The sequence below is a fragment of the Phormidesmis priestleyi ULC007 genome, from assembly GCF_003003695.1.
In the GTDB taxonomy this organism is placed as follows: domain Bacteria; phylum Cyanobacteriota; class Cyanobacteriia; order Leptolyngbyales; family Leptolyngbyaceae; genus Phormidesmis_A; species Phormidesmis_A priestleyi_A.
Genome location: NZ_PVWG01000003.1, coordinates 186,232 through 206,038 on the forward strand (window position 1 = coordinate 186,232; position 19,807 = coordinate 206,038).

At 48.4% G+C, this 19,807-nt stretch carries 14 protein-coding genes and 1 pseudogene; 10 read left to right on the top strand and 5 right to left on the bottom strand.

What is annotated here, in order from left to right:
• Positions 1-6 precede the first annotated feature (6 nt).
• Positions 7-3,660: a hydantoinase B/oxoprolinase family protein gene (locus C7B65_RS04855; RefSeq protein WP_073069909.1), complete on the top strand. Its 3,654-nt coding sequence runs from the start codon at positions 7-9 to the stop codon at positions 3,658-3,660.
• A gap of 184 nt (positions 3,661-3,844) precedes the next feature.
• Here the strand turns inward: C7B65_RS04855 and C7B65_RS04860 are convergent, their stop codons facing one another.
• Positions 3,845-5,206, bottom strand: a complete 1,362-nt coding sequence (locus tag C7B65_RS04860) for a hemolysin family protein (RefSeq protein WP_073069910.1) — start codon at positions 5,204-5,206, stop codon at positions 3,845-3,847.
• Between the two features lie 147 nt (positions 5,207-5,353).
• Between C7B65_RS04860 and mfd the strand changes: the two genes are divergently transcribed.
• The 4 genes from mfd (at position 5,354) to C7B65_RS04880 (ending at position 11,348) form a co-directional block, all read left to right on the top strand.
• Positions 5,354-8,818, top strand: a complete 3,465-nt coding sequence (mfd, locus tag C7B65_RS04865; protein ID WP_073069911.1) for a transcription-repair coupling factor — start codon at positions 5,354-5,356, stop codon at positions 8,816-8,818.
• Positions 8,819-8,895: 77 nt separating this feature from the next.
• Positions 8,896-9,138, top strand: coding sequence for an AbrB/MazE/SpoVT family DNA-binding domain-containing protein (locus C7B65_RS04870; protein ID WP_073069912.1), 243 nt, complete (start codon positions 8,896-8,898; stop codon positions 9,136-9,138).
• Positions 9,125-9,475, top strand: a complete 351-nt coding sequence (gene mazF / locus C7B65_RS04875) for an endoribonuclease MazF (protein WP_073069913.1) — start codon at positions 9,125-9,127, stop codon at positions 9,473-9,475. Before C7B65_RS04870 ends, mazF begins: the two co-directional genes overlap by 14 nt.
• Positions 9,476-9,935: 460 nt before the next feature.
• Positions 9,936-11,348: an RNA-directed DNA polymerase gene (locus tag C7B65_RS04880; RefSeq protein ID WP_143162011.1), complete on the top strand. Its 1,413-nt coding sequence runs from the start codon at positions 9,936-9,938 to the stop codon at positions 11,346-11,348.
• 164 nt (positions 11,349-11,512) lie between these two features.
• Here C7B65_RS04880 and C7B65_RS04885 read toward each other — a convergent pair whose 3' ends face one another.
• The 4 genes from C7B65_RS04885 to ffh form a co-directional block, all read right to left on the bottom strand.
• Complete coding sequence (locus C7B65_RS04885; protein WP_073069915.1) at positions 11,513-12,466, bottom strand: PhoH family protein; 954 nt, start codon at positions 12,464-12,466, stop codon at positions 11,513-11,515.
• 186 nt (positions 12,467-12,652) lie between these two features.
• Positions 12,653-13,039 carry a KH domain-containing protein gene (locus C7B65_RS04890; RefSeq protein WP_073069916.1) on the bottom strand — a complete coding sequence of 129 codons (387 nt, stop codon included), beginning with the start codon at positions 13,037-13,039 and terminating at the stop codon, positions 12,653-12,655.
• A 7-nt stretch (positions 13,040-13,046) separates the two neighbouring features.
• Positions 13,047-13,298, bottom strand: coding sequence for a 30S ribosomal protein S16 (gene rpsP / locus C7B65_RS04895; protein WP_073069917.1), 252 nt, complete (start codon positions 13,296-13,298; stop codon positions 13,047-13,049).
• 105 nt (positions 13,299-13,403) lie between these two features.
• A complete protein-coding gene (gene ffh, locus C7B65_RS04900; protein ID WP_073069918.1) occupies positions 13,404-14,879 on the bottom strand; it encodes a signal recognition particle protein in 1,476 nt (491 codons plus the stop codon).
• Between the two features lie 306 nt (positions 14,880-15,185).
• Between ffh and C7B65_RS28660 the strand changes: the two are divergent.
• From C7B65_RS28660 to C7B65_RS04920, 5 genes and pseudogenes are all read left to right on the top strand, one after another.
• Positions 15,186-15,476 (top strand): annotated as a pseudogene (locus C7B65_RS28660) (transposase); the annotation flags it as partial.
• Positions 15,421-15,708, top strand: a complete 288-nt coding sequence (psaK, locus tag C7B65_RS04905; protein ID WP_083582726.1) for a photosystem I reaction center subunit PsaK — start codon at positions 15,421-15,423, stop codon at positions 15,706-15,708. The pseudogene C7B65_RS28660 and the gene psaK, both read left to right, overlap by 56 nt.
• A gap of 1,089 nt (positions 15,709-16,797) precedes the next feature.
• Positions 16,798-17,742 carry a manganese catalase family protein gene (locus tag C7B65_RS04910; protein WP_073069919.1) on the top strand — a complete coding sequence of 315 codons (945 nt, stop codon included), beginning with the start codon at positions 16,798-16,800 and terminating at the stop codon, positions 17,740-17,742.
• A 147-nt stretch (positions 17,743-17,889) separates the two neighbouring features.
• Positions 17,890-18,588, top strand: a complete 699-nt coding sequence (locus C7B65_RS04915; RefSeq protein WP_073069920.1) for a histidine kinase — start codon at positions 17,890-17,892, stop codon at positions 18,586-18,588.
• Between the two features lie 392 nt (positions 18,589-18,980).
• On the top strand, positions 18,981-19,754 hold the full coding sequence (locus C7B65_RS04920) for an Npun_F0296 family exosortase-dependent surface protein (RefSeq protein ID WP_073069921.1): 774 nt from the start codon (positions 18,981-18,983) through the stop codon (positions 19,752-19,754).
• The last annotated feature ends 53 nt before the right edge of the window (positions 19,755-19,807 follow it).

Below are 19,807 nucleotides of genomic sequence, written 5' to 3' on the forward strand. Positions count from 1 at the left end.
GTAGGTATGATGACGCAATCTGATCAGCGCTGGCAATTTTGGATCGATCGCGGCGGCACCTTCACCGATATCGTGGCGCAAAACCCAGATGGCAAGTTAGTGATTCACAAACTGTTGTCAGAGAACCCTGATCGCTATCAAGACGCAGCGTTACAAGGCATTCGCGAGATTTTAGGCGTAAGTACAGATGAACCGATTCCGTCTGAGCAGATTGCGGTAGTAAAGATGGGAACAACGGTTGCGACGAATGCGCTACTGGAACGCAAGGGCGATCGCACTGTTTTGGTGATCACAAAAGGGTTTCGAGATGCCCTGCGGATTGGCTATCAAAATCGCCCCAATATTTTTGCCCGCCAGATTGTGTTGCCCGAAATGCTCTACGAGCAAGTCATCGAAGTTGAGGAGCGATATAGCGCCCAGGGTGAAGAACTGACTGCACTTTCAACAGCCGAAGAAACGTCATGGATAGTATCTCTCAAGTCGGCTTATAACGATGGAATTCGGGCATGTGCGATCGTGTTGATGCACGGCTATCGATATTCTGATCACGAACAGAAGATTGCGGCGATCGCGCACAAGATTGGCTTTACGCAAGTCTCGGTGTCTCATCAAGTCAGCCCACTTATGAAACTCGTGAGCCGAGGCGATACCACCGTTGTTGATGCCTATTTGTCTCCAATTTTGCGGCGATATGTCGATCGAGTTACCACAGAACTAACTGCTCACACTTCAATTCACAATGCTCCGAGACTTATGTTTATGCAATCCAACGGCGGATTGACTGACGCTGATCTCTTTCAAGGTAAAGACAGCATTTTATCCGGCCCGGCTGGGGGCATTGTGGGTGCTGTACAGACCAGCAAACTGGCAGGGTTTAACAAAATCATCAGCTTTGACATGGGTGGCACCTCGACCGATGTCGCTCATTACGACAGCGATTATGAGCGCACCTTTGAAACAGAAGTTGCGGGTGTGCGGCTACGTGCGCCGATGATGGCGATTCACACTGTAGCGGCGGGTGGCGGCTCTCTGCTCGACTTTGATGGTTCGCGCTATCGAGTCGGGCCTCGATCGGCAGGCGCAAAGCCGGGCCCGGCTTGCTATCGTAACGGGGGCGAGTTGACCGTCACAGATTGCAATGTCAGGGTCGGTAAACTTCAGCCAGATTTCTTTCCTCATGTGTTTGGGAGGAGTGGCGATTTGCCGCTAGATGCAGAAATTGTGCAGCAGAAGTTTGCAGCATTCGCGGCAGACATTCAGACCGCGAGTGGAGATGTTCGATCGCCCGAAGCGGTTGCCCAAGGATTTTTAGCGATCGCTGTCGAAAAAATGGCCAGCGCGATTAAAAAAATCTCCGTCCAACGCGGTTACGACATTACAGACTATACGCTCTGCTGTTTTGGTGGCGCAGGTGGACAGCATGCTTGTCTGATCGCCGACGCGCTAGGAATGAAACAGGTTTTTCTGCATCCCTATGCAGGCGTTTTGTCGGCGTATGGCATGGGTTTGGCAGACCTGCGAGTGTTGCGCGATCGCGCTGTCGAAGCCGTTCTCACTGATCAGTTGTTGCCAGAACTGACTCAAATTCTGACCGATCTTGCCACAGCAGGCATTGCAGAATTACAGCGTCAAGATATTGCAGATACTCACATTCAAGTGTTGTCTAAAGTCCGATTGCGCTATCAAGGAACCGATTCAGCCCTAATCGTAGACTTTGGCACTTTGAGCGCAATGCTGACTCAGTTTGAACAAATTCATCGCCAACGTTACGGCTTTATTGACGACACCAAAGCACTGATTGTTGAAGCGCTTTCAGTTGAAGTGATTGGCACCACGATCGCGCCTCAAGAAATCATCATTCTCGATCGTCGCACTAGTCCGTTAACCGCGATCGCCACTGTTCCCATTTATACGCAGGGATGTTGGCAACAATCGCCCGTCTTTCAGCGTGGAGATTTACATCCAGGCGATCGGATTTTGGGTTGTGCCTTGATCATCGATCCCACTAGCACAACGGTGATCGAACCGGGTTGGCAAGCAGACCTCAGCGATCGCAATCACTTAATCTTGAGGCGTTTAGAAATCGCTAATCCAACATCGCTAATCCAAACTTCAAAATCTGCCGATCCTGTTCTTTTAGAGATCTTTAATCATTTGTTCATGTCGATCGCCGAACAAATGGGATTCACATTGCAAAACACAAGTTCGTCAGTCAACATCAAAGAGCGATTAGACTTCTCGTGTGCTCTATTTGATCAACATGGTCAACTTGTGGCGAATGCTCCTCATATCCCCGTTCATTTAGGATCGATGAGTGAGAGCGTGATTAGTTTAATGAATGCAAAAAACATAATTCTAAAACCTGGTGATGTTTACGTCTTAAACAATCCCTATAACGGAGGAACTCATCTACCAGATATCACAGTAATCACGCCTATATTCACAGAAGAGAATAGGACAGACAATAATTCTGCACCGCTATTCTTCGTCGCCTCTCGTGGACATCATGCCGATATTGGTGGAATGACACCCGGATCAATGCCACCTAACAGCACCTTGATCGAGCAAGAAGGCATCTTAATCAATCACTTCAAACTCGTTGATCAAGGACACTTGCGATCGCCAGAGATCTTAGAACTATTAACCCATCATGCTTACCCAGCCAGAAATCCGGCTCAAAATTTGGCAGACTTAAAAGCACAAATCGCCGCCAACGAGCGAGGCGTACAAGAACTTCGGAAAATGATTGCTCACTTCAGTTTAGAAACAGTCCAGACCTATATGCAGCATGTGCAAGACAATGCAGAAGCCTCGGTGTGTCGAGTCATTGAAACCCTTCAAGACGGCAGCTTTACTTACCCGATGGATGATGGCTGCGAGATTTGTGTCAGCGTTCGTCTTGATCGCACGTCCCATCGCGCCACGATCGACTTCACAGGCACCTCACTTCAACAGCCTACCAATTTCAATGCGCCCCTAGCCGTCTGCAAAGCCGCCGTTCTCTACGTTTTTCGCACCCTAGTGGATGATGACATTCCCTTAAATGCAGGCTGTCTCAAACCGCTAGATATTATTGTTCCTGAAGGCTGTCTACTCAATCCGCGCTACCCGGCGGCAGTTGTTGCGGGCAATGTTGAGACTTCGCAAGCGGCCACCGATGCGTTGTATGGAGCCTTAAATGCGATCGCAGCGTCTCAAGGCACGATGAATAATTTCACCTTTGGCAACGATCGCTATCAATATTACGAAACGATTTGCGGCGGTTCAGGAGCAGGGGCAACCTTTAACGGAACTGATGCTGTGCAAACCCACATGACCAATTCTCGTCTCACCGACCCTGAAGTTTTAGAATGGCGCTTTCCGGTGTTGTTAGAAAGTTTTGCGATCCGTCCTAACAGCGGCGGCAAAGGCTTGCATCCTGGCGGCAATGGCGTGATTCGTCAGATTCGATTTCGAGAACCGATGACGGCAGCAATTTTGTCAGGTCATCGCGTCGTGCCACCGTTTGGGCTGCAAGGCGGCGAACCGGGACTCGTCGGAAAAAATTGGGTCGAACGATCGAATGGCGCGATCGATCTTCTAGCCAGCAAAGCCGAAGTCACGATGCAACCGGGAGATATCTTTGTGATCGAAACGCCTGGAGGAGGAGGATTTGGTTAACCAGATTAACGTCAGTTCGCTGAGTTCTTTCGCTGCGTTCTTCAGAGCTTCAGCCCCCTAAATCCCCCAATTCTGGGGGACTGCAAGCCCAGAATTTAGGTTCAAAGTCCCCCAATTTTGGGGGACTTAGGGGGCTACCCGAATTTGCAGCCGTAGCGAAAAGCTTCATCGAATTCACGTCAGATTAGGATCTGTCTCGTCGATCGGGTTCATAAGTTCCTCGTCCTTCCAATCCTCGGCTTTCTGTTCTGCGAGGCATCACCATCACTTTATCGACGCGGTTGCCATCCATATCCATCACTTCAAAGCGCATCGTACTCCACTCAAAGTGGTCGGCTGCTGAAGGAATACGACCCAGATGCATCACTACAAAACCGCCGAGCGTCTGATAGCTGCCCCGTTGTTCTCCCGGAAGCTCTTCCTCTTCTAAATTGAGGATCTCTTTGAATTGGTAAATCGGCAACATTCCATCCAATAGCCACGAACCATCTTCTCGTCGCACGGCTTGCGGCTCTTGCAGTTCTTCGACCGAGGGAATATCACCGACGATCGCTTGCAGCACATCTGTCAGCGTCACCAATCCCTGAATCACCCCATATTCATCCACAACAAACGCGATCTGAGTGCCCGATTGCTTAAATAGCTCCAGCACCTTGAGCGCACGAGTGCTTTCGGGCACAAACACAGGCGTATGCAGCGAACTGGTGAAATCGATCGGCTGACCCGCCAGCGTTTTAACTAACAGATCATAAACCTGCACGACTCCTAGCAAATTATCTAGCCCGCCATGACAAACGGGGAAGCGAGAGTGAGAACTCTCCATCATCGTGCGGCGGTTTTCGTCAAGCGAGTCTTCTAGGTCGAGCCAGACAATCTCTAAGCGAGGAGTCATGAGAGAACTGACGCGACGATCGCCCAGCCGAAACACCCGTTTCATGATGTCTTCTTCTGCCTGCTCAAACATTCCCGCTTCGGTGCCCTGCTCAATCATGACTCGAATTTCTTCTTCAGTCACGGTCGGCTCACCAGAGGGACGAATGCCTAAGACGCGTAGCACTACGTCAGTTGAGACACCCAACAAGAAGACGATCGGAGAGGCCACTTTTGCCAGCAAACTCATCGGCATCGCCACCAGCGACGACACCCGTTCGGGATAGTTAAGCGCTAATCGCTTCGGCACTAATTCGCCAATAATCAGCGTCAGATAAGCCAGAAGAATCACCGAGATCACAAACGAAAGCGGCTGACTATAGGGTCGCAAAAATGGGATTGATTCTAAAACAGGCTCGACTCTTCGAGAAATGGCAGCCTCACCAAATGCACCAGAAATGATCGCAATTAGCGTGATGGCAACTTGCCCGATCGCCAAAAAGTTATTGGGCGCGTTTGCCAGATCGAGCGCTGCTTTGGCTCTAGCGTCTCCTTGATTTGCCATCTGTTGAAGGCGCACTTTTCGGGCAGACACGATCGCCATTTCTGACATCACAAACAGTCCGTTGGCGATCGTTAAGAGAAAGATAATCAGAAGTTCGACGGTGAAAGGCATTCCTGACGCTGCCTGTTGATTTGGCAGGGATGGTGCGGACTGTTTTAGTGTATCTGAGTTTTACCATTCACCTGTCACGTCTTCTAATCACCTCGATCGCTCGATAAAATGTAAAGATAGCTAAACTGCAACACCCCCGCTTAACCAATGGCGTTCTCTTCGATTACTCGTGCCCTCAGACGATTGCCCCTGACGACTGAACTGCTCAATAAATTGAGTCAGCAGCAATTTTTGCGACTGAGTGGGCTGGCACGGTTGCCCAAGGGCTTAGTCGCGTCTACGCTGGCACAAGCCCAAACCCATCCTTTGCTGGTGGTGACAGCGACGTTAGAAGAAGCCGGGCGCTGGAGCGCTCAACTAGAGGCGATGGGCTGGCAAACCGTTCATTTTTATCCCACGTCTGAAACGTCGCCCTACGAGTCGTTTGACCCCGAAGCGGAGATGAATTGGGGACAGTTGCAAGTCTTGGCAGATCTAGTGAAGGTGAACGATGAAACCGAGAAGGCTTCTCTGGCGATCGTGGCCACCGAACGCGCCCTCCAAACTCACCTGCCCCCGGCTGAGGCATTTGCCCCTTATTGTTTGTCGCTCGATCGCGGCAAAGAGTTAAACCTGAATACACTCAGTAACGAACTAGCACGATTAGGCTATGAGCGCGTCAATCTCGTCGAAACTGAAGGACAGTGGAGTCGTCGAGGAGACATTATCGATGTGTTTCCCGTTGCGGCAGAATTGCCCGTGCGATTGGAGTTATTTGGCGACGAGTTAGATCAGATTCGTGAGTTCGATCCGTCTACGCAAAGATCGCTCGATCGCATCGATCGCTTAGTGCTGACTCCCACCAGTTTCAGTCCCATTATTCAATCTCATCTCACCTTTGAGCAAGTCGAGTCTTATCTCTCTCCTGAGGATCAAGAAAAATTTGAGCAGGGACAGGCGATCGAAGGAATGCGCCGCTTTTTAGGACTCGCCTTCTCAAAACCTGCCTCTTTGCTGGATTATTTACCCGACAACACGCTGATTGCCCTCGACGAACCAGAAATGTGTGAGGCACACGGCGATCGCTGGTTTGATCAAGTCGAAGAACATTGGCAAGAAATTCCTCATCCGTTTCCTAAAACTCACCGTTCTTTTGCTGCATCTCTGGCTGAAGTCGAGTGTTTCGATCGGCTGTTTCTCAGCGAACTGGCAGAAGAAAAAAATGGGCTAAATCTCGCCAGCCGTCCCGTTCCTGCGGTGCCGCATCAGTTTGGACGACTCGCCGAAACTTTGAGAGGAGAGCGCGATCGCGGTTTCTCAGTCTGGCTTGTCTCAGCCCAGCCGTCTCGTTCAGTCTCGCTGCTGCAAGAGCATGATTGCCCCGCGCAATTTGTGCCCAACCCACGCGATTTTTTGGCGATCGACAAACTGCAAACTCAGCACATTCCCGTCGCGGTCAAATATTCGGGTTTAGCCGAGCTAGAAGGCTTTATTCTGCCAACTTTTCGAGTCGTGTTGGTGACTGATCGGGAGTTTTTTGGGCAACACAGCTTAACGACTCCGAGCTATGTTCGCAAACGTCGTCGCGCCGCCTCTAAGCAAGTTGATCCCAACAAATTGCAGCCCGGTGATTACGTGGTTCACAAAAATCATGGCGTGGGTCAATTCATCAAGCTTGAAAGTTTGACGCTCAACGACGAAACTCGCGAGTATTTAGTTCTGAAATATGCTGATGGTTTGCTGCGAGTCGCGGCAGATCAACTCAGCGCCCTGTCTCGATTCCGAGGCGTGGGCGAGGCAACGCCGCAACTCAACAAGATGTCGAGCAAAGCCTGGGAGAAAACCAAGAGCAAAGTCCGTAAAGCGATTAAAAAAGTCGCGGTAGATTTATTGCATCTCTATGCCCAGCGATCGCAACAGTCTGGCTTTGCTTACCCGACTGATATGCCCTGGCAACAAGAGATGGAAGAGTCGTTTCCCTATCAGCCAACGCCCGATCAGTTAAAAGCTACGCAAGACGTGAAGCTGGATATGGAGAGCGATCGCCCAATGGATCGCCTGGTCTGCGGAGATGTCGGATTTGGCAAAACAGAAGTTGCGATTCGTGCCATCTTCAAAGCAGTCATCGCCGGAAAACAAGTTGCATTGCTGGCTCCGACTACAATTTTGACGCAACAGCACTATCACACCCTCAAAGAAAGATTTGCGCCTTACCCAATTCAGGTGGGTTTGCTCAATCGTTTCCGCACGGCTGACGAACGCAAAGATATTCAGCGTCGATTGACTACTGGAGAATTAGATATTGTCGTCGGCACCCACCAGCTTTTAGGCAAAGGAATTCAGTTTCAGGATTTGGGACTGCTAGTCGTCGATGAAGAACAACGGTTTGGTGTCAATCAAAAAGAGAAAATCAAATCGCTCAAAACTCAAGTTGACGTTCTCACTCTCAGCGCGACTCCGATTCCGCGAACGTTGTATATGGCGTTATCTGGTGTGCGCGAAATGAGTTTAATTACGACTCCTCCACCGTCTCGTCGTCCCATTAAGACTCACATGTCGCCTTACGATCCCGAAATGGTGCGATCGGCGATTCGGCAAGAACTCGATCGCGGCGGACAAATCTTCTACGTGGTTCCCAGAGTTGAAGGCATTGAAGAAATCTCGGCTCAACTGCGGGAGATGATTCCGGGTGCCAGAATCGCGGTAGCTCATGGGCAAATGCCAGAATCAGAACTCGAATCGACGATGCTGACTTTTGGTGAAGCGGAAGCCGATATTCTGGTTTGCACCACGATTATCGAATCGGGGTTAGACATTCCTAGAGTCAACACGATTTTGATTGAAGACGCGCAAAAGTTTGGGTTGTCTCAGCTTTATCAATTGCGGGGTCGAGTTGGGCGGGCAGGCATTCAGGCTCACGCCTGGCTGTTTTATCCTAAAAAGCACGAACTCTCAGACGCAGCCCGTCAACGACTCCGCGCACTCCAAGAGTTTACCCAACTCGGATCGGGCTATCAGTTAGCAGTGCGAGATATGGAAATTCGCGGCGTGGGCAACTTACTCGGAGCGGAACAATCGGGACAAATGGATGCGATCGGGTTCGATCTCTACATGGAAATGCTCGAAGATGCGATTAAAGAAATTCGCGGTCAAGAAATTCCCAAAGTGGACGACACGCAGATCGATCTCAGTCTCACCGCATTTATTCCTGCCGATTACATTCCCGATTTAGACCAAAAAATGGATGCTTATCGCATGGTTGCCACCGCATCTTCTAAACCAGAGTTGACCCAAATTGCAGCAGACTGGAGCGATCGCTATGGCACGATTCCGACAGCGGTTCTCCAACTTCTGCGCGTCATGGAACTCAAGCAAGTCGCCAAAAAGATTGGCTTTTCTCGCATCAAGCCCGAAGGCAAACAACACGTCATTCTCGAAACCCCAATGGAGGAACCCGCCTGGAATCTGCTCAAAGAAAATTTACCGAATCATCTGCAAACCCGCTTTGTCTATGCACCCGGCAAAGTCACTGTGCGAGGGTTAGGGCTTCTCAGTGCCGATCAGCAACTCTCTAATCTGATTGATTGGCTGAGTCGAATGCAGGGCGCACTGCTCGAACCTGCGTTAGTATGAGCCGAATTTGGATAATAGCCGTTCTACCACTTTTGTATCTATAATGTTTATACATCCTTTTGCAAGTGGTCGAGCTAATGAAACCTCAAGTCGTCGCAAAATGGGGCAATAGTTTAGGTGTTCGTATTCCGATGCAGATTGCAAAACAGATTAACTTGCAAGAAGGAACAAATATTACCTTCACAGTCGTGAATGGCAGTTTGATCATCAAGCCTGAGAAAAAGCAATATACATTGGACGATTTACTAGTCGGAATGAATTTAGATAACGTACACGCAGAAGTAGAGATGGGGCAACCCGTTGGTAATGAAATCTGGTAAGCGAAGGGTGTATGTGCCCGATCGTGGCGATATTGTGAAATTGAGTTTTGACCCTCAAGAAGGGCACGAACAAGCAGGATATCGCCCCGCAATCATTCTTTCTCCTGCAAGGTACAACAATCTGTCTTCTCTGGCGCTAATGTGCCCCATTACTAATCAATCAAAAGGTTTTTCGTTTGAAGTACGGCTAATGGAGGAGATGATCACATCAGGCGTAATCTTGAGTGACCAAGTGAAGAGTTTTGATTGGCGATCGCGACGGGCGAAATTTGTCGAGAAGGCACCCGATGCCCTGATCGAAGAGGTTCTCGCTAAGTTAGAGACCCTGCTGGGTTGAATGTACTCGATCGTCGTTTTGTCTCAGGCGATCGCACCAAAAATTAAGTGCAGAAGTCAAGTCACAGGCAAGTCCAAGACAATTTCTGACAACTGGACTAAATCTGAAAATAGGTGGAAACTCTACACATGTTCCCTAATTTAGGGTGTTATGCAGAAACTCTTCCTAAAAAGAAGTTAGCTTTCTGGGTAGTTCTTAAAGGTTATCTGTCTGCACTTGAAAGTAAAATGTCTGAGGCGTTGAGTTTCATAACTATAATTAAGGGCTAAACGAGCCGTCATTACTGGGGGAATAGATGGATAGGAGAGATTTGATTGCGAGAGGTTACTTTCCTAGAGAACTCCCTCCACCATTTAAAGCCAGCTCGCTTGCTGACTTCGTGGTAGCTAACAGTTCCTTGCAACCGCCTTCTAGAAATAACTCAAAGCTTTACTCACATAGCCATGTAAGGTATGGGTCTTTGAGAAGAAAGTTAAGTATTCAAAATCCAGCTTTTTTTATAGAGATAGCTAAAGTTATAGAAAATAATTGGAGTGACATTAAATTAATAACTCAAAAATCTAATTTTTCAAAAAGCAAACCTGTCCATACACCACATCCAAAGCGTAATCGCTCAATTTCACCTTTACTTGATTTTCCTGATCTCCCTAGGGAAAGAGCTAAAAATAGAGCAATCGGTAGATATGCTTTACAGACAGATATTTCACAGTTTTACCAGTCCATTTATACGCACAGCATCCCTTGGGCCGTGCATGGAAAAGAAATTGCAAAAAGCCGAAGAAATGATTCATCTTTGCTTGGAAATCAACTTGATAAATTGATTCGTAACAGCCAGGATGGTCAGACAATGGGTATTCCTATTAGTCCTGACACATCGCTAGTCATCGCTGAATTGATACTTTGTACTTTAGATTTAGAACTGGAAAGACGGATTTCAAACTCGTGTTCACATCCATACAGAGGCTTTCGCTACAGCGATGATTATGAATTCGTTTTTCTAACTCGTTCAGAAGCAGAGACAGCTCTAAGTCATCTTCAGCAAGTTTTATCAGATTTTGAACTAACTCTTAATCCTGATAAGACTAGAATTGTTAAGTTACCTTGTTCTTTAGACTCTACCTGGGTTTTAGAGTTATCTGATTACAAATTCAGCAAGAGTAAGCTTGCTCAAATGCAAGACATCATTCGCTATTTCGATCGCGCTTTTCAAATCTCTAAGGAGGCTCCTCAAGAGCCAGTTCTTAAGTATGCAATTGCAAGAATTGAAAACTTTCATGAACTTCATCCAGATAATTGGTCATTGCTCGAAAGTTTACTCTTGCAGTCAGTGACAATCGAATCAAGTACTTTACGCGATGCCTTATCAATATTTCAGAATAATCAAATTAAGAAATACCCAATTGACCTAGACTCACTCGAAAAAAATCTCAATCTGCAAGTTCTTCAACATGCCCCGCTCGGACATAGCAGTGAAGTGGCTTGGGCTATATGGTCAATAATTGTATTCAAGCTGGCTATATACAAAGAAGCCAGTCAAGCAATTTCTGGTATGGAAGATTCTATTGTTGCGATTTTAGCGTTGGATGCACAGCAACGAGGAAGGATTCCAGAATGGTTGATTACCAAGAAATGGGAACAATTTTTAACAGAAGACGAGCTTTATGGCAATCAATGGCTTTTTTCATATGAAGCAAATAGATTGGGATACTTATCTACTGGGTATGATCATGTCTCTAGAGATCCTTGGTTTTCCCAACTGAAGCAAGGTAATGTTACCTTTTATGATAGGGCAACATCACTCATTATTCCACCTGGAGAAACTAGTGGCCCATCTGGTGAGATTCAAGCACTTGGTGTAATCCATAAAAGGTAAAGTGTATAGGCAAAAAACTGCGCTGTACTGGAACTTCCCAAAGTGGTTGGTTGAGCTGTAAAAATTATCTGTGTCCGGTGAGCGCAAACGTTACTGCGTCAGACCCAAACGTCAAAGTTATGTTTTAGATGGGTTTCCCTTTATTCAGCCCTTCTCTAAGTAGACTACTGCTCGAACGTTTCGTAAGCTTCGACAATGCGCTGCACTAACTGATGGCGCACTACGTCAGCTTTAGAGAGATTGCAGAACGCGATACCATCGACCGATCGTAAGATTCGCTCTGCCATCGACAGCCCAGAGGTTTGGTGATTAGGCAAATCTGTTTGAGTCAAGTCGCCCGTCACCACCATTTTAGAGCGGAACCCAATCCGAGTCAGCAGCATTTTCATCTGAGCGGGAGTCGTATTTTGGGCCTCATCCACGATCACAAACGCATTGTTGAGGGTGCGACCGCGCATGTAGGCGATCGGAGCCACTTCAATAACGCCTCGCTCCATTAGACTAGCGATTTTTTCTGGCTCGACAAATTCATACAGCGCGTCATAAAGGGGACGCAGATAGGGATTGACCTTTTGCTGCAAATCTCCAGGTAGAAAGCCCAATTTCTCTCCCGCTTCCACCGCCGGGCGGGTCAACACCAACCGCTCATACTCATTTGATAGCAACGCTTGAACAGCTAGAACTGCCGCTAGGTAGGTTTTTCCAGTCCCGGCGGGGCCGATGCAAAACGTCAGATCATGGCTGCGAACGGCTTGAATATATTGCCGTTGTCGAAAGGTTTTAGCCCGAATCACGTCGCCGCGTCGCGTCCGTGCCAAGACATCTTGCTGAAGCTCTTGCAGAGTGTCTTCTTGATGAGCGTCTAAGGCTTGACGCGCTGTGAGAATATCAACGCTGGTAATCGATTTTCCCTGGCTCCAATATTCTTCTAGAGCCTGAACTAGTCGCTGACTGAGATCAATCTGATTTTTGGTGCCAGAGATCAATAGCTCTTGCCCTCGCATCACCAGAGTTGCCCCGGTTTGCTTGGCTAATGTTTTCAGATTATTTTCTTGGGTTCCGGCTAGCGCGATCGCGCTTTCGACACTTGGCAATTCGACAGTTAAGGTTTCTACCATTCAGACCAGGGTTAGGGTATAGAGTCACAATGCTGAATCTTAATGAAGGCTAGATCCAAAATTCAACATCTAAACGCTAAAGACACCTGAATCTGTATCTTTGCAGACTGATCAGGTGCCTTTTCAGCGTCTATTTATTAGTCTAGCGAGGGTTATAAGACACTGGCTCAAAACTGCAAAATTCCTTTACTCGGTTGGTCGGGGTTTAGGCTTGGGCACCACGCGTGGTGCGCCCGACGGACGAGGTGACGCTTCCGATCTGCGGGGAGAAAATGACTCATCCGATCGTTCGTGGTCAGACCCTTCTTTTGGGGTGCCGTAAACATCTAGCAGGGCAGTGTGTCCGGCGGCTTTTGCCACGCCTTCAAGGACACTCCGAATCGCTTGGATGTTTCGCCCACCGCGACCAAACACCCGTCCTTTATCGGTTCCTTCAAAGGCTAACCGCACCCAGACCCGTGAGCGCGACGAAATTTCGCAGTCAACCTTAAGCGAGTCTGGGGTTTCTAAAAATGGCTGAACTAAAAAGCGTGCCAAGCTTGCATAGTCGGGCACGGCGGTATGCTCTGGCATAGAAGAATCAGGCCCAAACTTTTTGTTCTAGAACGTTAGCTTTGGTTAGAATGTTGCGAACTGTTTCGGTCGGCTGTGCGCCTTTTTGCAGCCAAGCTTCGATCGCGGGCACATCAAGCCGCGTTTCGTCGGTGCGAGGGTTATAGAAACCGACTTCAGCGATCGGTCTACCGTCGCGACGGTCACGGCTGTTAATCGCGACAATGCGGTAACTTACTTCGCGCTTTTTGCCAAATCGCTTTAATCGCAGTTTGATCATGCTAGAAAACTGAACTCCTGTTGGATTACAAAATCGTTCGATCGTGGACTATTTATCGTATCACAGCTAGAGGGCACGATGTTGAGTCTTGAAACTGAATCAACCTCACAGCGTTCCAAAGCCCTTCTTTTTCTTGTCTTTCTTTTTCTTTTTATTGGGGTTGCCACCGCCGCCGCGCCATCCAGGCTGAGGGGAAGGGTTGCCGCCCATTCCGGGCATTCCGGGCATTCCACCGCCCATACCCGGCATTCCCATTCCGGGCATTCCGCCCATGCCGGGGAAGTTACCTTGCCCCATTTGCTGCATCATCGTTCGCATTCGCTGGAAGTTGGTCACCAGTTCGCTGACCTCTCTCTCGCCATAACCAGAGCCTTTGGCAACGCGACGGCGACGACTCGGAGAACTCGACAAAATGTCGGGATCTTTGCGCTCTTGAACCGTCATGGAGCCGATCATCGCTTCCGCTTTTTTGAGTTGGGTTTCCCCTTGCTCAAGCTGTTCGCTGCTCAACTTGCCCATACCCGGAATCAGCTTCATGATGCCGCCCAGAGAACCCATGTTTTTGAGCAAGCGGGTCTGCTTGAGAAAGTCGGTAAAGTCGAATTTTGCAGAGAGAATTTTCTCCTGCATCTTTTCGGCTTCTGCCATATCGACTTCTTCGCGGGCTTTCTCGACCAGCGTTAAAACGTCGCCCATGCCGAGAATGCGCGATGCCATGCGATCGGGGTAAAACGGCTGCAACGCATCGACTTTTTCACCCACGCCAACGAATTTGATTGGCTGTCCTGAAATGCGTCGCACTGACAGCGCAGCCCCCCCGCGAGTATCCCCGTCTAATTTGGTGAGAATGGCTCCCGTGATACCAATTTGGTCGTGAAAAGTGCGGGTCAGGTTGGCGGCTTCCTGTCCAGTCATGGCATCCACGACGAGCAGGGTTTCATGGGGCTGAATGGTTTCTTTGATCCGGGCAAGTTCGCCCATCATCTCTTGGTCGATTTGCAGACGACCTGCTGTGTCAACGATTACGACATCAAAGCCGTCGGCTCTCGCTTTCTCGACTCCTTGACGCGCAATCTCAACGGGGTCAGCGCTTGTCCCTAGTTCAAAAACTGGGATATTAATCTGTTTGCCGAGGGCGACGAGTTGGTCGATCGCCGCAGGTCGATAGACATCGGTCGCGACTAGCAGCGTGGTGCGTTCTTCTTTGCGGAGATGGAGCGCGAGTTTGGCACTAGCGGTGGTTTTACCCGTGCCTTGCAGACCTGCCATCAGCACGATCGTCGGTTTTGATGGCGCTTCAGCTAGTGGGACATTCGCCTCGCCCATCACCTGGACTAGCTCGTTATAGACAACTTCAATAAATTGCTGATCGGGGCGCACTCCCTGCACGACTTCTGCGCCGAGTGCTTTTTGCTCAACCTCAGCTACAAAATCTTTGACGATTTGCAGGTTAACATCGGCTTCGAGCAGAGCACGACGAACTTCTCGAAGCGCGTCTTTGACGTTGGATTCAGAGATTTTGTCCTGACCGCGTAATTTAGTCCAGGCTTGTTCTAAGCGTTCAGAGAGAGCGTCAAACATAGGTCAAATAAAAGTCAAACGATCGGCAGTCTATCAAAATATAGTAGGCGAAGGTTTTGTGATCCGCCATCTACCAGATTAGCGCGTTCACTTACATTATTTATTAGACCTCCTGCGTGAATCAAAATTTGCCCTCATCCCCCAACCCTTCCCCAAATTTGGGAGAAGGGGAGCCAGCTTCAAAGTCCCTCTCCCGCTCTGGGAGAGGGATTTAGCGATGATCTTAAAAGTCAAGCGGGAAGGGCAACTTTTTCGGTTTCAGCCTCTGCGATAGGAGACATGACGAGTGAAAGGCGCTACTAGCGGCTGAGTTTACCGCTGGATGCAACAGGTTTCGCCCCTGCGGTACGGGGTCACTGGGGCCTTGAGAATCCATTGCAGGGGATTTTGGATGGCGGATTCCGAGAAGACCCAGCTCGCGCCACTCAGGGGGATTGTGCAGAAAACTTAGCGGTGATTTGCCATCTCGCGGTGAATTTAAGCTCTCACGAGCAGTCCGCCAAAGGCGGCACGCGTGCTAAACGACTTAAGGCGGGTTGGGATGATCATTATCTCACCAAGGTTTTGGCTCAAGTTCCTAACCCCTCCCGCCAATGATCAAGAAACGTGTGCGTTCGCCCTAGAATGGACTCCGACAGTAGCGATCGTCATGATCGTCTGCAATATTTTGGCGATCGCGTTTGCCAAATTTACTATCAAGAAACCGAGTGCTTTCCCTGCCCTGCCAGCTTCTAGCCCGTTAGGCGGTTTTGGGTTGCCTGCATTGATTGGCGCGACTAGGTTCGGCCACATTCTCGGAGCAGGTGCAATTTTAGCCCTAACGTCGTAAGCCCCGCGTTCTGCCGCTTCGATGAACGTCGGGATATAAGACGGGCACTGACGAGTCGATGCTTTCTTACTCAGTCCCCTTCTTACTCAGTTGCCTGCGATGGGGAACCCGTCTTCAGCACTGAGCGCTACGGAGGGAAACCCTCCTCCAGGTCTGAGCGCTTAAGCGATAGTAAGCGTCGCTTGCTCAGAGATTAGCATCAACGAGGAAGCGCCAATCTCCTCTGCCATCAACGAGCATGGTACAATCGCTTCATTGGTGAAGTTGCCATCCGAAATGCCTGCAACCCTCAGAACCAGCATAGTTCGGGAATGTCCCTAACCTAGAGTACGAGACTCAATCAACAGGCGGGAGTGACACGAGTCGGGAAGCTGAAAAGCCTACCGCATCAAACAAAAATTAATCCTCTGCGGTGGGTCATGACGCGGAGTCTAAACAACGCTCGTGGAGGCGATAGGGGTTGCCCAGCCAATGAAACGAGTAGCCAAAGTCTCGGAGAGCCATCGTTGTATTGCTTGCAATCAGCGTCGGGTAGGCGATGACGGAGGATATGTCACGGCTGTCGAATCTCGTCGTACCTTAATTAACCAACTGTTTATCGTTTGCAGCGAGTCAGAGAAAAGTTTCTCTGACTTTTTTATTGCATAAAACTTTAGACTAACTACTTTCGCAAATATAAGAGATTTAACTACAAATAATTAGCGAATTAATAATAGTAGACCTTCAAGCCGATTTTTTGTGTTCAATTAATAGCCTTTCTACTACTTTTAGGCTACAACTTTGCTTTACATAAAGGTTTGATTTCGTTCGATCGGTTGGTTAACTAAAATTTGCGTTTTAGTATGGCAATTCCTAAGCAAAGGGACTTAAGCCTTTGTTGGCACTTTAAGGGATTAGGAAGTGCTATATCTCTTATCTCTATTGGATACGCTTTGCCTTCCTAAAGGCTGACGAACAGGAAGTTTCTAACTAGTTACATAGGGAGTAGGAATGACACAAATATCAAGTGTTATTAGCTCAGTTTAGAGACGCATCTTGTTGTCGTCTCAAATCAAGCGCAATACCCTAAGCCTAGGAATTTAACTTGCCATGTTCTATCACACAAAACGATTACAATACTTCACTCCACCCGCAAATCCCGATCCGATTTATGCCAAGAAAATGCAAGAACTCATCGGGGGTAGCTTTGGGGAAATGACTGTAATGATGCAGTACTTATTTCAGGGCTGGAACTGCCGCGGACCTGCTAAATACCGCGATATGCTGCTAGATATCGGGACTGAGGAAATTGGTCACGTTGAGATGTTAGCCACGATGATCGCTCATCTATTAGAGAAAGCCCCAGTCAAAATGCAAGAAGATGGTGCAAAAGATCCCGTCGTCGGTGCGGTTATGGGCGGGATGAACCCCCGAGATGTGATTGTGGCAGCGATGAACCCCCAGCACGAAATTGTTTCTGGTGGAGGTGCAACGCCATCTGATAGTGTCGGCTTCCCCTGGAACGGTCGCTTTATCGTCGCCAGTGGCAACTTATTGGCAGACTTTCGTTCTAATCTCCATGCTGAATCTCAAGGTCTGATGCAGGCTGTACGGTTGTATCAGATGACCGATGACCCAGGCGTGAAAGACCATCTCAGCTTCATGATCGCCCGTGACACCATGCATCAAAACCAGTGGTTAGCGGCGATCGAAGATCTCAAGAGTGAAGGATTTGAGGATACGGTTGTTCCCGGCATTGCCTATGAATATGGCAAGAACGAGTATGCGTATCAATTCTGGAACAACTCTGAGGGAGAAGAAAGCGCCGAAGGACGTTGGGCAAAAGGTCCCTCAATGGATGGCAAAGGCGAGTTTCAGTATGTGGCGAATCCTGAACCGATCGGATCAATCCCAGAACCACCCCAACCCGATCCACGATTGCACGGCACGCCCAAAACTCCTCAAGCCATGATGGTGAACGGGGAGGGGAAAAGTAACCCCAATGTGGTTGAGCGGGTCGTTGATGCGATCGATCACCTCACTCCTGGCAGTTAATTCCTGCCCTGGGAAATAGCGAATCGGTGGAGGGCGAAAGTCTCTCCACCATTTTTGTAGTCGAGAAAAGCTTGAGGATAGTTTGAATATTTGTTAACTTTATTAAAGCAGCAGTAAAATTAAAGCATCAATCATCTTTTGGGCATCATGTCTCAGCAATGCGCCCCACTCCCTCTAAGTTCACCCTCGCTAGAAGAAGTGGAAACGGCTGATCTGCGAAATCAGCTCAAGTCTCAGCAGAAGTTAGTGACGGCGATCGAGCGGCGAGTCGGACGATCGCTGACCTCGATTCAGACTTATTTGACCCAACTCAATCAAGCGGTTCACGACTCATCTGAGTGGCAGATTAACATCGCGTCGATGGCAGCCGAACTCCAACAGCTAGGAGATTTGCTTGCCGATGCCACCCTGCTGCAAAAAATAGAAGCCGGAAAAGTCACCGTTCAGCTAGAAGCTTTAGATTTGCATCTGCTTTTAGATTGCGTGAGTCGTCATCTGCTCGCCCCCAAAGCTGAGACTCCGCGCTTAATTTGCAAATTTCCTGCGGTTTTGCCGCCCGTCATTGCCGATCGTGACTTGCTCGAAGAAGTTTTAACCGATCTTTTGGGGCGATCGCTGAAATGTTCTGATCCCGATGTGACCACCATTTTAGAAGTCAACCAGCTTGAGTCACAAATAACCATCAGCATTACTGCTCAACGATTTGTCTCATTAGGTGAGCGCGACTTTGCCCCAGAGATAGCCCTCTGCTGCAAACGAGTTGAAGTTCAAAACGGAGCAGTCACCTGTCAGATGCTATTAGATGGCTCGACGATTGTTGCGGTGACTTTGCCGATCGCAGACTAGCGATCGATTTTTGCTTTAAACAAAGCTAGGCTTCTCTGAATTTATCGGTGAAAACTAGGACACTTTCATGAGTCTTCTACTCACAAGTCAGCGTGTTAATCTCTAAGTAGAACTATTGAGGCTATGTAAGTTTACACAGTAGACTTTAAAGAACTCGTGAACCTGTCAAAAGCTTCAAAGAGAATGTTTGAACTTGTCATGAACAAAGGAACTTTACTTGCTCATTACTGAAGTAAGTTAACGGAGTTTGTAGAAAGATTTTATTGATTTGATATCAAAAAGTTTAGAAGCAAAATTGTTGATAAGTTCAGTACTTTCTCTCAAAGACTTTGCCCTATTGCTGCGTTGATAATGACAGTTGAAAGGTCATAGATAGGCGAGAACCCAAATCAATGAAATCCATCAATGTCTTTTGTATCGCAGCAGTTAGCACGATTGCAGCCCTTGGCTACTCAAGTTCTGCTCAAGCCATCTCATTTAAAATCACCAACGGCGCTCCCGGTTTGAATGGGGAAACGAATCAAGGTGCATTCTCCGAGTTTGCTAAGTTAAAGGAGACCACCACGATCGACTTCAACTCAGGCAAAGTGCCCACCACCGGGTTTGCTAAATACTCGTTTGAAAACACCTCAGGTACTAGCAGCGTCCGTGCTGACCAGTGGGCACCTGCTGGGTCAACAGGCAAGCAAAACGGCTCTAACTATCTGGCAGTTTTTAACGGCGATGCTGCAACGATTAAATTGGACAAAACCCTAAACTACTTTGGGATTGACTGGGGTGCAGTGAGCCAAAACAACACGTTCTCTTTTTACCAAAGTGGCACAACTGGCAAAGACAAACTGGTCAAGTCTTTTACCACTGCTGACATTCTCAACAACGCGGCTTTGTTTAAAGCCTCATGGCAAAATGGAGAAGGCAACGGCTATGTCCATTTCTACTCCGACAGCAGTGCCGACAACTTTGACAAAATCGTGGTTTCCCAATCCAGCACGAATGGGGGCGGTTTTGAATCTGATAACCACTCTTTCCATCAGGGAACAGGCAAGTTTGATTTTGATGGCAATCTGAAGCCGAAATCGGTTCCTGAACCGGGCATTGTGTTGGGACTGTTGGCAACAGGCGGCATGTTTCTGCGGAAACGCAACCAAAACCTTTCTCAAAATTAGGTTGAAAAAGCATCTTAGCAAAGCTGGATGACTTTTAAATAAGGTTTTGGATC